Here is a 12707-nt window from a genome sequence, read left to right as displayed (position 1 = left end):
AAAGTTTATCTAATGCCTAAATCGTTTGCCACAATCCTTCGACATTTATAGTTTCAGCCTTAATGGTCGGGTAATCGGTAAATGCTAACTGATAGCCGCCATCAGTATTAGGTGTTAGCTGACAAGTCGCCCCGAGTGGAAAGCTGTGTTTTTTTCCAATATGACCAAAGCGCATGCCACTATAAATGGGTAATCCGGTCAGTTCATGCAATTGATGAATGACTGTCGCAACATCGTAGCGTTTGTCGTAGCTGTCTTCACCTGTGCCCGATAACGCGCCAAATACAATGGCTTGTTGATGCTTAAAGATACCTGCGAGGTACAAGTCATATAACATGCGCTCGATACGATAAGGTTGCTCGCCCACGTCTTCCAAAAACACAATGCCGCCATCAATACGCGGCAAATACTCACTACCAGCCAGCGATGACACCACGCTTAGATTACCACCCCAAATCGTGCCCGTTATTGCTTTGGGCTCAGCACTTGTTAGAATACTCGGTAAATTTGGACTGGTTAAAGCCGCGTCTGATATGTTGATAGCTAGATTAGGATTGGTGAGCGCTTCAACAAACTGTCGACAGCTGACTTGATCGGGTGCTGTTTTGCCAAACTCGCTATAGAGCATCGGTGCTGCGAGTGAGCTCATATCACCCTTTGCCAGTAGCGCACATTGGATAGCGGTCACATCACTGAACCCTGCGAGTATCGTGCCATGCTCCTTCATAATCCGTCCTAGCGTTGTCCAGTCAACCATGGGTAATATACGCATCGCACCATAGCCGCCGCGCACGCCGAGTAACAATTTTGGGGCGGCTATTGCACCCGTCGCGATATTTTGCAGATCACTCGCGCGCTGCGAATCCGTACCAGCAAAACGCAGATACTGCCGATTGGTAATCGTAGGGTTATTGACTTTAAAACCCGCACAAGCCACACGATCTAATGCCAACTGATTGCGGTCATCGCTACCGCCCACATTAGAGCTGGCAAAAAGTCGCGTTTCAATCGTTGGCGTAATACAGCGTGTTTGCGTGAGTGACGGCTGTGAGGATGAACGCTCACCCAATAACGCGGTCGGCAAATCATCTTGGTGAGCTGCGGACTATTATTAGGGTCTATAGGCTGGCGGCAAATACCTGAGAAATACCTTGCGTCGCCAATGCCGCAGTACCCGCACTAACACCTACTCGACGCAAAAACTGCCGACGGTTTAGCCCAGATGGCGTTTCAATCGCTGTATGCTCATTTTTGTTTCTATCATCTATTAATAACTGACTCTTAAAAACCATCTCTCTCTGCCACCTTATCATCTTTATTTTAATATACTTTTGCATCATCTTTATTTTTGCAGTCTACTTGCTTAAACCGCACAGCAGCATATTGTAAACGCTTTTTTGGCTATGATAGTTGCCCAACCCTTGCCACTATTTAATTTTTCGCCATGCTAGCCATGATACACACCAAAAACCTAGCCCTATTGGCACATTCCGCGACTTTGTTGTAGTATGAGAATACCGATTTCGGTTAAATAAGGATAATAATAATGGCTGAGAAAGCGATTGATAAACAGAAAAAAGAGGACATATTGGATACCGATTTAGAGTACCTCATCAACGAAGAAGAAAAACTGCAAGAAAAGCTAAAAGACAGTAGCCATCTTGAGCGTTTTGCCAAAGATTTGATGCTATTCATGAGCTTGATTAAAGACTACTATCAGGGAAACTATCGCGATATTCCCTATAAGACCATTTCAGCAGGTGTGGTTGGACTGCTCTATACTCTCAACCCAATCGATATCATTCCAGATTTCATACCCTTTATCGGTCATATTGACGATGCGCTAGTCCTCACCTTTTGCTTGAAGTTGGTCGAAAAAGATTTGCAAAAATATCAAACTTGGAAGAAAAAACAAACCGCTACCGACTTAAAGAAAAACAGGTAACCTTGTACAAGCTATCATCCTGAAATGATCATTATAAAAAATAATCGTTATAAAAAGCCACGACTGACAATCAATGTATCAGCCGTGGCTTTTTTATTCATTAATAGCAATTATTTATATGAGTTAATCTGGAACATCATAACGCGCTTTTTCTGGATTGAGACCGAACGAATAGACAAAGGTTGCAACGAGGCTATTGATAATAATAAACGGCAAATCGATAGCAGTATGCCCAAGCGCATAGCGACCAATCAGCCAAGAAACAATCAGCATAATAATAAAGAAACCGCCTAAGTACGCCAAAATTGCAGGATGCTTTAGATTGTAAGGTTGCTCAGGTTCAGGCTTCTTATCAAGTACATAGGTTCTGATTCCCCAACCAGCCGCATAAGAAAATCCGCCCAATACCACGTAACTAAAAAAATTCATATTGCTTAACTCTAATGACGTACGGTTTATAGCAAAATACTGTTTAAAACAACTTTATTGATCATAAATTCTGTTTATGAGCCGTGCTTGTTTAGAGGCTCTCATTAACATTATCAATCACAATATTGGCATGTGGATTGGCTAAAATATCGGTATTAACATCATCACACTCGACACGATAGATGGTATTGGCACCGCGATAAATATAGGATAAGTATTCACTATCTAAGAGTGGATCGATATTGGCATAGGCAGGCTTAACATGAGCCAGTACTAGCACTCGATCAGGACGCCCAATGACCGCATCGACATTGTCAGGGTCAATAGAGAAAAACTGCGGGATTTCGCTATTTTCAATCACTTCTAGCGGCTCAGCGTCATCCCAAACGCGCTTCGCACTTGCCGGCTCTTTCATCTGCATCACCCAAGAGCCATCCTGTTGACTGATTTTTATTTGGGCAGGCTCGTCATGACTAACCGTGTAACAACCTTCAAAAACCGATAAGTCTGTCGCCGCTTCGACCATTCCAGTATCAGCTTGAATGTTGCTATCGTTGCAAGCACTTAAAAATAGTGCGCTGCTCACCGCTATGCCGACTGGCAAGCACATCAGCCTTTTATAAAAAATGTTTGAGCGTAAGGACATAATAGGGTTATCCTGCATTCATGCATTAAACTTTTATGAAAATTGTCTTTAAAAAAACTATCTTTAAACAGTGATGACGACAATGTTGCTATTAACGTGATTTTTTAGGGCGTGTTTTCATCAACTATTGGCACTGTCGAATGATTTGCGCTACTCATTGACGCCAGCAAACTGCTGTTTTTTCTGCTGCGTAGTCAATACCGTTTGATACTGTGTCGCAACACAGCTCATTTTAACAGAAAATAGCAAGGTTACTATTATGATCTGTGCTTTTAGCGACTTTGTGCATTACGATTGCCCACATCAACGATAGATTTGTTATACTCATTCCCAAAATATAATGGAAGCGCTGGTGTAAAAACAACGCTAGCAAAATCCCTCCAACCCTCCCTATGTTTATCAATTTTTAGGTCAATAATTTTTTATGTCAGACAATCGCACCTCAGCGCAGCCATTCAACACCAGTAACGCGATGAATCCGTTGGCCGCCAAGTCAAACACCACCGTGGCCTATACGATGGTGCCTGTAAAGGCAATCCAGGCGCTGGTGGCTGGGGCGCACACCTCATTTTTAGTGATGGACGTACACAAGATTTGTACGGCGGTGATAAAGAGACGACCAATAATCGCATGGAGTTGATGGGCGCGATACAAGCATTGACCCATAGCCCGCATGAGCACAACCTCGAGATTTGGACAGACTCAAGCTATGTCAAAAAAGGCATCACCGAATGGATAGAGGGTTGGAAAAAAAGAGGCTGGAAAACGGCAAGTAAAAAACCCGTTGCCAATCAAGACCTTTGGCAGCAATTAGACAAGCTATGCCAGCAGCGCGATGTTGACTGGCATTGGGTAAAAGGTCACGCAGGACATGCAGGCAATGAAAAAGCGGACGAGCTGGCAAACTTGGGCGTGACGTCCAGCAGTGAAGAATTATCGAGCATAGAGCCGCAAGACACAGCTAAAAAAAAAGGGCAAATAATGCCTAATACAGCGCAAAATGCTGCTCACGATGACTGGCTAAGTTTCGATCCACTGGGTCTGGATATGACAGATGATGAGCTTGACGAAGATGTCATAGACACTGATAACGATACAAACCCTGCCGATGATATGATGAGTAAAGATGCTGTAACAGAAGCCGATCGCTATCAGCATAATGCTAGCAAACCAATGAGTAAAATAGAGATGCCGGAAACCCAAACGTCTATGACTGATGCGACGATAAATGATCATGTGCCCGCTACCGTTACTGGCATAGAAGAAGCTAATACACCAAAATTTGACGGCGACACCAGCCGTGCCAATCCGTATTTCATACCGCTGCTACCCAAACCTATCCATCGTCATGAGTCTGATCGCCAGCTCATTATGGATACTGAAACCACAGGTCTTGATCCGTTAAAAGGCGACCGTATTATCGAAGTCGGTATCGTGGAGATGATCGGGCGTAAATTTACGGGTGAAAAGCTCCACGTTTATATCAATCCACAGCGCGGCATGGATGATGAAGTCATTCGTATCCATGGTATTTCTGAGGCATTTTTGACCGACAAGCCTACCTTCGATCAAGTTGCTCAGTCGCTCTATGATTTTATGGACGGCGCAGAAATCATCGCTCATAACGCCACCTTTGATATGAACTTCTTAAACATGGAGTTTGCCAAAGTTGGTATGAACGACTTTGCCGAGCGCGTACAAGTGACTGACTCGCTGGTCATGGCAAAGCAGCAATATCCTGGGCAAAAAAACACCCTAGATGCTTTAGTGCGTCGCCTAAATGTGGGGAAGCAAGATCGTACTTTTCACGGCGCCTTACTTGATTCAGAGATTTTAGCAGAAGTTTATCTGGCGATGACAGGTGGACAGGTTACACTCGCCATCGAAGAAAACACGCAAACAGATGGTGGGCAGACAGCACACGCCAGTTTTGCCAATTTAGCGTCTTTATTGCTAGAGTCCTCTATGGATGAAAATACCAATCAAGAGTGGTATGCCGCGCTCGCAGAAGCGTATCCTGAGCTAAAAGCCAATATGTAGTCGCCGTATAAGCTGATGATATCAATCTTTAAGCAATAACATTTGTATAATATAGGCTTGATTATTGTTATATTAAGCGTTAAAACATCACCAGCAAGTGCTTTTTCGATCATCATTTAAACCATCGCCATTCTCATCAGTACATTATGGAAAAACACCTATGAACCAGTCTGCACAAATGAAGTTAACGGCCCCAACGCTTAGTGTTACTGATTTCAATCTACCATCGCTACATTTGTTGCATGATGAGATCATCGTAACCTTAAAAGATACTGAGATTCATCTGAGTGAATTTAATGATGATAATAGTCAAGCCCCTTTATTATTAGATTCTATCACTGTGCTAAAGCAGCTGTCTTGCATCTTTGAGCTGATATCTTTGGTTGGTGCAGAGGCTTTGAACACCGCTATTGTCAATGGTTTACAGCGCCTCTATGATAATGGTGATAATAACGATACCAGCTTGATTATGGACTTATCAGAAGCCATTATGACACTGGATCGCTATATCGAGTTTGTACTTTTGACAGAGTCAGTAGAGCCAACATTGTTGCTGCCTGTTATCAATAAACTCAATGCTCACGGGCAAGAAACCCCTATCACAGCAGACTATTTTGCAGCTTTTGGTAGCAGTAGTGTCATCATTGCCAACCCTGAACAAAACTTCCAACCACTTGACGAGCTTAACCTAGACACTGAACTACTAACTTATGCTTATCGTAGTGGTCTTGGAGTCGCTCTGCTCAATCAAGATGGCAACGTTAGCCCAGACGATCAGCAGAAGCTTGACGCCATGAGTGCAGCGTGTGCTTTGATAGCATCGAACACCAGCAGTCTATTTTGGCAAGCGGCCACCGCAGCTGTCACGGACATTGCCACGATATTACCGTTAAACCTGAGTCAAAAACATACACTGATTTACTTAGAACAGCAATTCCAAAGCTACTTGCCTGTGATGGACAAACGTTTTGCTGATTTGGTCAGTTTTGCTTGCCAGCGTGACAGTGATGCAGCCCAACGACTGCGTGAGCAATATGCCAGCAACCACTTGGAAAGCGCGCAACTTGAGCAAATGAAACGTTTCTTATTCGGTCCTAATCGCGCCCTGACCGATACGCTGAACACCATCATTCAGACCCAAATTAATACCATCAAAGAAAATGTGGATAGTTACGCACGCGGTGATTCATTGAACCCTGTCGATATGCAAACCGCACAGATTATCGAAGAGCTAACAGAATTGAGCTCAGCGTTACGCTTGCTTGGTTTATCAAATGCAGCCAATAGTCTCAGCGTAGCAGCAGAAGCTGTTAGTCATTGGCAAACGCCCTCGCCTGATGATTTCGATCACTTGCTGTTGGCATTAATGCATGCGGAAAACGCCACCATTGCAATGGCAGAAATGCACACACCAGGGGCCATCTATTTGCCACTGAATAACCCGCATATCTCTTTACATCAGCTCAATACGGCTAATGATACTTTGATACAAGAAAGTCGTTCCGCTATTGCCAGTGCAGAACAAGCCATTAACGATTATCTGGCTGAGCCAGAGCGCGATATGCTCAATATCCAGAACATACCTGAGATGATGCGCCAAGTGGCAGGGGCTGTGCGCTTCTTACAGCTGCCAACACCTGCCAGCATGCTCAGTCAATTGGCCAATTATCTTCAGCAACGCATCGAAGGTGGACAACGTATTGAAGACAATACGCTTGCCTGTATCGCTGATGTTATTATGGCCGTCGATCATCATCTAGATGGTTTTGAGCACAATCGCCCAGTCAGCAAACAAGCATTAGATGTGGGACAGCAGAGCTTGAGTCATCTACTCGCAGCCTAATTTTTATCATACTTAAGCACTAAAATGATATTTTAATGGCGGCTTTTCTGCCATAGCCCTTCATTTATATATAGTCGATCCCATATAAGCTAGATACAAGCAAGGTGATTGAAAGCACTACGAATAGTAGTGCTAAGCGAGCCTGACTGACACCGTATCCGAATGATATAGGATTGACTTTACTTCAATTAAAAAAAAGTCTGTATCAACACTGATGCGTACTGACCTTAACCGGTTTGGAATTTTACCTATGACCAGCGCTTTTGTATTTAGTGATGACACCATTTTATGCCGCCAGCGACCTAATGGATGGTGGCCGGTGCAGCTTGAATTACCCCCATCCGCTACACATTCAGACGAGGAGACCCAGCTTGCTTATCAAGTTGGTCATGTCACGCTACTCGAAAGCCTAGCACCGCGTCACTGGTCGCCTGATGTCAATCCTACTAGCGCGAGTGTAGATATTCTAGAAAGTACCGACAGTTCGATTAATACTCTCCACACTTTTACTGCGCAAGCGGCTAGCGCCATTACTTATGACTATGCAATTGCACATCACATGGTATTGCCTATCATCGCTGAGGGCAGCGGCAATGCGTTTGTTCCTTATCGCCAGCTGATTACTCAGTTGCCAGTGGCTTTGTCCGATCAGCTTAGCCAAGCGATACAGTTATTGCGCTGGCAAACAGATACGCAGTTTTGTAGTCGCTGCGCTGCCCCAACCATTCATGCCAAACGAGATGAGCGTGCGATGGTCTGTCCAGTATGCCGATTGCGCCAATACCCACGTGTACAACCCTGTGTCATCACAGCTATTACTCGCCCGAATCCGCAAACCGGTGAAATGCAGATTTTGCTAGCCCATCATCATCGTTATGGACAGCAAAAAACAGCGCCTCATTTATTACAGTCGCCACAACCGTTACTATACGGTTTGATTGCAGGCTTTGTAGAAGTGGGTGAAAGCCTAGAACACGCGGTGGTGCGTGAAGTGGCAGAAGAGGTAAATATCAGCCTATCAGATATTCGTTACGTCAGCAGTCAGCCATGGCCATTTCCGTCTAATTTAATGCTAGGCTTTCGTGCTTCTTACGCAGCTGGCGAAATTGTTATCCAAGAAGATGAGCTGTCGCACGCCGATTTTTTTGATCTGTCAAATTTGCCAAAAATACCCTCAAAAGGTAGCATTGCTTACGAGCTGATTGCACAAATTGCCAATGAGCAAGGTATTTTGCTTTAATCTATAATATCAATGCAGCATTTATCAATATCGTTATTATCCTATTATTCTAATGTCAGCGCTCAGAGCACACTTAGCACTTAGCACTTAGCACTTAGCACTGATATTAAGGTTTTAAAGCATATGCAAAGCACCACTAGTAAAAATAGCACCCACATCCGTCTCACCAATTTGCCAATCTTGTTCGACACTTTGGATATAGAGCGCTTACCTGCGGACATACAAGCGAAAATCTCATATATTGATGCTTGTCTACCGCAAACACAATGTGGGCTTTGCGAGCACCCAGACGGCTGCTTACCTTATGCCGCCGCTATCGTGTTAGACAATGAGCCATACAATAAATGTGTACCCGGTGGTCAACCCGTTACCAAGGCCATTGCTCAAATTATTCATATAGATAGTCATGAAGCGATACTTAGCGCTGCGCCTTCTCAGTGGCCAATAGATGCGACCTCTGAACGTCCGACTGAGGTACGTGCGGTGATCCGTGAAGATGACTGTATCGGCTGCACCAAATGTATACCTGCCTGCCCAGTCGATGCTATTGTCGGTACTGGTAAGCACATGCATACTATCTTTACGGATTTATGCACCGGCTGCGAGCTTTGCATCGCTCCTTGTCCAGTTGACTGCATCGATTTGGTCACTGTTGAAAGGGAGCTGTCTAGCTCTGAACGTACCACAGAGCAAGAAGATTTAAGACAGCGCTATCATACTCATTTAAGACGCGTCACCGAGCAGCTGGCTGATAGTAGCAATAGTAGACCTGTGGTCAGCATGGTTGAAGCAAAACTGAACAATGCCGCTAGTCAATCGTTGAATATCAGCGAAGCGCAGGCCAAAAATACTATTGCCGCAGCGAAGCTTCGTAGTAAAATTAAAAAGCTAGAAAAGCAGCTAAGTGTCCGTCCAAATGAGAGCAAACAAGTAGAGCTTGACGCGTTGCAAGTAGAGTTAAGTCAGCTTTAATAGCGTAATTATCATTTGTTAGACAGTCTACCCAACATCGCTAAAATGCATTTATCCCGATATCTTGTATCAGTTATTAACTATCAATAGCCAAAAAATAGTAAGAATACTATGAGTAAAACCGTCAAACATAAAACTGCCGATACCCCGCCATCGAGACGAATGCCCAATCGTGACGTGCGTCCATTTTTTGAAAAGCTGGCAGCGACGATTGATGAGCCAGTTACGGAATTGAATTATAAGAGTAATTTTGAGCTGCTGATCGCGGTCATCTTGTCTGCGCAGGCGACGGATGTGAGCGTCAATATTGCCACCCAGCAGTTATATCCCGTTGCCAATACACCTGAAGCAATCTTGGCATTGGGTGAAGACGGTCTAAAATCTTATATCAAAAATATTGGCTTATATAATGCCAAAGCCAAAAATGTCATCAAAACTTGCCATGATTTAATTGAGAAATTTAATAGCACCGTCCCTGATAACCGTAAAGATTTAGAGTCTCTCGCTGGCGTCGGGCGCAAAACCGCCAATGTGGTGTTAAATACTGCCTTTGGTCAGCCAACCATGGCGGTCGACACTCATATCTTTCGGGTAGGTAATCGTACGGGGCTGGCTACTGGCAAGAACGTCTTGATCGTTGAAAATAAGCTGGTCGAGCGTATCCCAGAGGACTTCATCGTGGATGCGCATCATTATCTTATTTTGCACGGGCGCTATACCTGCCAAGCCCGTACACCCAAATGCGGGGCGTGTCCTGTTTATGACGAATGTATGTTTAAAGACAAAGCCAAGTTTTTGGAGCTATAATTTTTAGAACGATAACGGCTCTAGTTATAAAAGGTTTAATTGATCTACTTTATATGAATAGCGTGGTTAAAAAAGCAGTAGACGCCCACTTACTTTTGTAAACATTATTTAAAAACTAGGAAGCCAGATGCAGACACTGACCGCGCTATTATTCGATGATTTTGAGACTTTGGATCTATTTGGACCTATCGAGATGTTTGGCTGCTTATCTGAGCATTATCGTCTGCAATTTGCCTCCTTAAACGGCGGCATTATCCATAGTAAGCATGGCGTTGCGATGCAGACAGTCACTGTTAGCGAGTTAGCGCATCAGACTGATATCTTATTGATGGTTGGCGGCATGGGTACTCGCCAGCAAATCAATCACAGATCATTTTTGCAGACGTTAACAATCTTGGTTGACCATGCCGATTGGGTACTTAGCGTTTGTACGGGTAGCGCATTGTTGGCTAAGGCTGGCGTCTTAGATGACAAGCGCGCAACGTCTAATAAACTGTCATGGCAATGGGTGATAGCGCAATCTGACAAAGTCCATTGGGCCGAGCAAGCACGCTGGGTTGTTGATGGCAAATTTTATACGTCCTCAGGTGTCAGTGCAGGTATGGACATGGCGCTTGGTTTTATCGCCGATAGACATGACATCGATACGGCGCGCCAGATCGCTCACTATACTGAATATCGCTGGCAAGAAAATAGCAAGATTGATGACTTTTACCATGGTTAATCCATGCCTAGTTACTTCTTAGTATTATCCATCGCTAGAGTTTTACCTCGATACACGGTAAAATGTGCTAATTTTTTTATTCGTTTTCGCCTTTTATTTTTATATACATTTAATAATGACTGAGTTCGTAGAATACAGTCCCTGCAATTAAGCGATCCCATTATGCGTGAATACAACTTATTTACCTCAGAATCTGTGAGCGAAGGTCATCCTGATAAAATGGCTGACCAAATATCAGATGCCATCCTTGACGCCATCTTACGTGAAGATTTGCATGCACGCGTGGCATGCGAAACCTTGGTTAAAACAGGTGCTGTGATACTAGCAGGTGAAGTCACCACGACGGCAAATATCGACGTTGAGCGTATCGTGCGTGATACCGTAAACGGTATTGGTTACCACCACTCTGACTTAGGCTTTGATGGCGAAACATGCGCGGTCATCAATATGCTCGGCAAACAATCTCCTGAAATCGCTCAAGGTGTCGATCGTAGCGATCCTGAAGAGCAAGGCGCAGGTGACCAAGGTCTTATGTTTGGCTATGCCAGCAATGAAACTGACGTATTAATGCCAGCCCCTATAGAATTTGCTCATCGCTTGATGGAACGCCAATCTGAGCTGCGCCGCGCAGGCGAGTTGCCGTGGTTGCGTCCAGATGCCAAAGCACAAGTGACCTTAAGATATGATGGTAGCAAGCCTGTTGCCATTGATGCTGTGGTGCTATCAACGCAACACGATCCAAGTATCTCGCAAAAAGACCTGCAAGAAGCGATCATGGAATCTATCATCAAACAAGTATTGCCTGCTGAATTATTACATGCTGGCACACGCTATCATATCAACCCAACGGGTAAGTTTGTGATCGGCGGGCCTGTAGGTGATGCTGGATTGACAGGTCGTAAAATTATTGTTGATACTTATGGCGGTATGGCGCGTCATGGCGGCGGTGCATTCAGTGGTAAAGATCCATCGAAAGTCGATCGCAGTGCTGCGTACGCCGTGCGTTATGTGGCTAAGAACATCGTTGCGGCAGGACTTGCTGAGCGCTGTGAAATACAGGTCAGCTATGCCATTGGTGTCGCTGAACCAACCTCTATCTCGGTCAATACTTTTGGCACGAATAAAATCAGCAATGATGAAATCATCCGTCTGATTCGCACCCATTTTGATCTGCGCCCTTATGGCATTACCCGTATGCTAAACTTATTACAACCAATGTATCAGCAAACGGCGACTTTTGGTCATTTTGGTCGTCCTGGCTCTGAAACTGCTTTTACGTGGGAAAAAACAGACAAAGCTGAGATCTTAAAAGCAGACGCTGGTTTGTAAAAATATAACGTTGCACCCCTTACAAACCTTCTTTATAAATTTAAAATTACCGACACTTATTAGGAGTCGCTTATGTCTAAAGACAATATGCAAGACAACAGCATTCAAGAAAGCAATGTTGACGCTAACATTGAGATTACCCCTGAAATGCAAGCATTTTACCAACGTGCTGATGCCATTATTGGTATCGCAAACAGTCAGTTGGGTTCTGAAGCGCATTCAGGACAAGTAGGTGCATCACTACTTTATGCAGCCGCACGTTATAGCGCATCTGTCGCTTCTATCGGCTTTGTCAAAGGCGATGACTTTGCCAAAGAAAAAGATGATATCGTTGAATTTTATGTCAAACAGTATCGCCAAATGCTGAGCGACAACCTGACTGATTATGCGCAGAATTTTGATAAATATGTTCAGCTTAATCAAGATGACAAAGCAGCCAAATAGTTCTATCGCCTTTAGCTGATATTTATAAAACGGCTGGTATAGTCATTTCAATTTAAAAGTAGTACAAGGCAACCGAGTGTAGACGTATATTTAATACTTCAAGCGAGATTAACGCAGTAATATTTTTATAGTGGAATGACTATAGTGATGCTCAAACCCAAGCTTAATCATAGGCTTGGGTTTTTTATTAATCATGATTTGGTAGATGACTGCTGATAAATAGGCTACTATCAATTAAAACTACCTTGTTCATCACATGGTTGCAACCAGCTATCGATAACAGGGACT

12 protein-coding genes and 1 pseudogene are annotated in these 12707 nt (G+C 44.0%); 9 read left to right on the top strand and 4 right to left on the bottom strand.

Features of this window, described 5'->3' with window-relative positions:
• Positions 1 to 16: 16 nt before the first annotated feature.
• Positions 17 to 1084: an LD-carboxypeptidase gene (locus TT12_RS01310; protein WP_243443207.1), complete on the bottom strand. Its 1068-nt coding sequence runs from the start codon at positions 1082 to 1084 to the stop codon at positions 17 to 19.
• A gap of 34 nt (positions 1085 to 1118) precedes the next feature.
• Entirely contained in the window at positions 1119 to 1292 is a 174-nt protein-coding gene (locus tag TT12_RS16020) for a twin-arginine translocation signal domain-containing protein (RefSeq protein WP_243443206.1), read from the bottom strand.
• A gap of 254 nt (positions 1293 to 1546) precedes the next feature.
• Between TT12_RS16020 and TT12_RS01305 the strand changes: the two genes are divergently transcribed.
• Positions 1547 to 1945: a YkvA family protein gene (locus TT12_RS01305; RefSeq protein ID WP_045451457.1), complete on the top strand. Its 399-nt coding sequence runs from the start codon at positions 1547 to 1549 to the stop codon at positions 1943 to 1945.
• Positions 1946 to 2068: 123 nt separating this feature from the next.
• Here TT12_RS01305 and TT12_RS01300 read toward each other — a convergent pair whose 3' ends face one another.
• On the bottom strand, positions 2069 to 2374 hold the full coding sequence (locus TT12_RS01300) for a hypothetical protein (protein ID WP_045451455.1): 306 nt from the start codon (positions 2372 to 2374) through the stop codon (positions 2069 to 2071).
• Between the two features lie 91 nt (positions 2375 to 2465).
• The gene (locus tag TT12_RS01295; RefSeq protein WP_243443222.1) at positions 2466 to 2984 is read right to left on the bottom strand and encodes a hypothetical protein; all 519 of its coding nucleotides are present in this window, start codon (positions 2982 to 2984) and stop codon (positions 2466 to 2468) included.
• Positions 2985 to 3444: 460 nt separating this feature from the next.
• Between TT12_RS01295 and dnaQ the strand changes: the two are divergent.
• The 8 genes and pseudogenes from dnaQ (at position 3445) to TT12_RS01255 (ending at position 12419) form a co-directional block, all read left to right on the top strand.
• Positions 3445 to 5060: pseudogene (gene dnaQ, locus TT12_RS01290) on the top strand (DNA polymerase III subunit epsilon).
• A 160-nt stretch (positions 5061 to 5220) separates the two neighbouring features.
• The gene (locus tag TT12_RS01285; protein WP_045451453.1) at positions 5221 to 6903 is read left to right on the top strand and encodes a hypothetical protein; all 1683 of its coding nucleotides are present in this window, start codon (positions 5221 to 5223) and stop codon (positions 6901 to 6903) included.
• Between the two features lie 250 nt (positions 6904 to 7153).
• Entirely contained in the window at positions 7154 to 8143 is a 990-nt protein-coding gene (gene nudC, locus TT12_RS01280) for an NAD(+) diphosphatase (RefSeq protein WP_201604954.1), read from the top strand.
• 123 nt (positions 8144 to 8266) lie between these two features.
• Positions 8267 to 9115, top strand: a complete 849-nt coding sequence (locus tag TT12_RS01275; RefSeq protein ID WP_045451451.1) for an RnfABCDGE type electron transport complex subunit B — start codon at positions 8267 to 8269, stop codon at positions 9113 to 9115.
• A gap of 162 nt (positions 9116 to 9277) precedes the next feature.
• A complete protein-coding gene (gene nth, locus TT12_RS01270; protein WP_502685158.1) occupies positions 9278 to 9922 on the top strand; it encodes an endonuclease III in 645 nt (214 codons plus the stop codon).
• Positions 9923 to 10049: 127 nt separating this feature from the next.
• Positions 10050 to 10646, top strand: coding sequence for a DJ-1/PfpI family protein (locus TT12_RS01265; RefSeq protein WP_045451447.1), 597 nt, complete (start codon positions 10050 to 10052; stop codon positions 10644 to 10646).
• Between the two features lie 162 nt (positions 10647 to 10808).
• Positions 10809 to 11975 (top strand): methionine adenosyltransferase, encoded by a 1167-nt coding sequence (metK, locus tag TT12_RS01260; RefSeq protein WP_045451444.1) that lies wholly within the window; start codon positions 10809 to 10811, stop codon positions 11973 to 11975.
• 72 nt (positions 11976 to 12047) lie between these two features.
• Positions 12048 to 12419, top strand: a complete 372-nt coding sequence (locus tag TT12_RS01255) for a DUF3144 domain-containing protein (RefSeq protein WP_198330843.1) — start codon at positions 12048 to 12050, stop codon at positions 12417 to 12419.
• The last annotated feature ends 288 nt before the right edge of the window (positions 12420 to 12707 follow it).

The sequence above is a fragment of the Psychrobacter sp. JCM 18903 genome (genome assembly GCF_000586475.1).
In the GTDB taxonomy this organism is placed as follows: domain Bacteria; phylum Pseudomonadota; class Gammaproteobacteria; order Pseudomonadales; family Moraxellaceae; genus Psychrobacter.
The sequence above is the reverse complement of the archived record's forward strand: the minus strand, read 5'-3'. Positions and strand labels throughout refer to the sequence as shown.

Bases quoted from the DNA above. Each gene is read 5' to 3' on its own strand.
- TT12_RS16020 (WP_243443206.1), bottom strand. From the start codon at position 1,292: ATGGTTTTTAAGAGTCAGTTATTAATAGATGATAGAAACAAAAATGAG.
- TT12_RS01305 (WP_045451457.1), top strand. From the start codon at position 1,547: ATGGCTGAGAAAGCGATTGATAAACAGAAAAAAGAGGACATATTGGAT.
- TT12_RS01300 (WP_045451455.1), bottom strand. From the start codon at position 2,374: ATGAATTTTTTTAGTTACGTGGTATTGGGCGGATTTTCTTATGCGGCT.
- TT12_RS01295 (WP_243443222.1), bottom strand. From the start codon at position 2,984: ATGTGCTTGCCAGTCGGCATAGCGGTGAGCAGCGCACTATTTTTAAGT.
- TT12_RS01285 (WP_045451453.1), top strand. From the start codon at position 5,221: ATGAACCAGTCTGCACAAATGAAGTTAACGGCCCCAACGCTTAGTGTT.
- nudC (WP_201604954.1), top strand. From the start codon at position 7,154: ATGACCAGCGCTTTTGTATTTAGTGATGACACCATTTTATGCCGCCAG.
- TT12_RS01275 (WP_045451451.1), top strand. From the start codon at position 8,267: ATGCAAAGCACCACTAGTAAAAATAGCACCCACATCCGTCTCACCAAT.
- nth (WP_502685158.1), top strand. From the start codon at position 9,278: ATGCCCAATCGTGACGTGCGTCCATTTTTTGAAAAGCTGGCAGCGACG.
- TT12_RS01265 (WP_045451447.1), top strand. From the start codon at position 10,050: ATGCAGACACTGACCGCGCTATTATTCGATGATTTTGAGACTTTGGAT.
- metK (WP_045451444.1), top strand. From the start codon at position 10,809: ATGCGTGAATACAACTTATTTACCTCAGAATCTGTGAGCGAAGGTCAT.
- TT12_RS01255 (WP_198330843.1), top strand. From the start codon at position 12,048: ATGTCTAAAGACAATATGCAAGACAACAGCATTCAAGAAAGCAATGTT.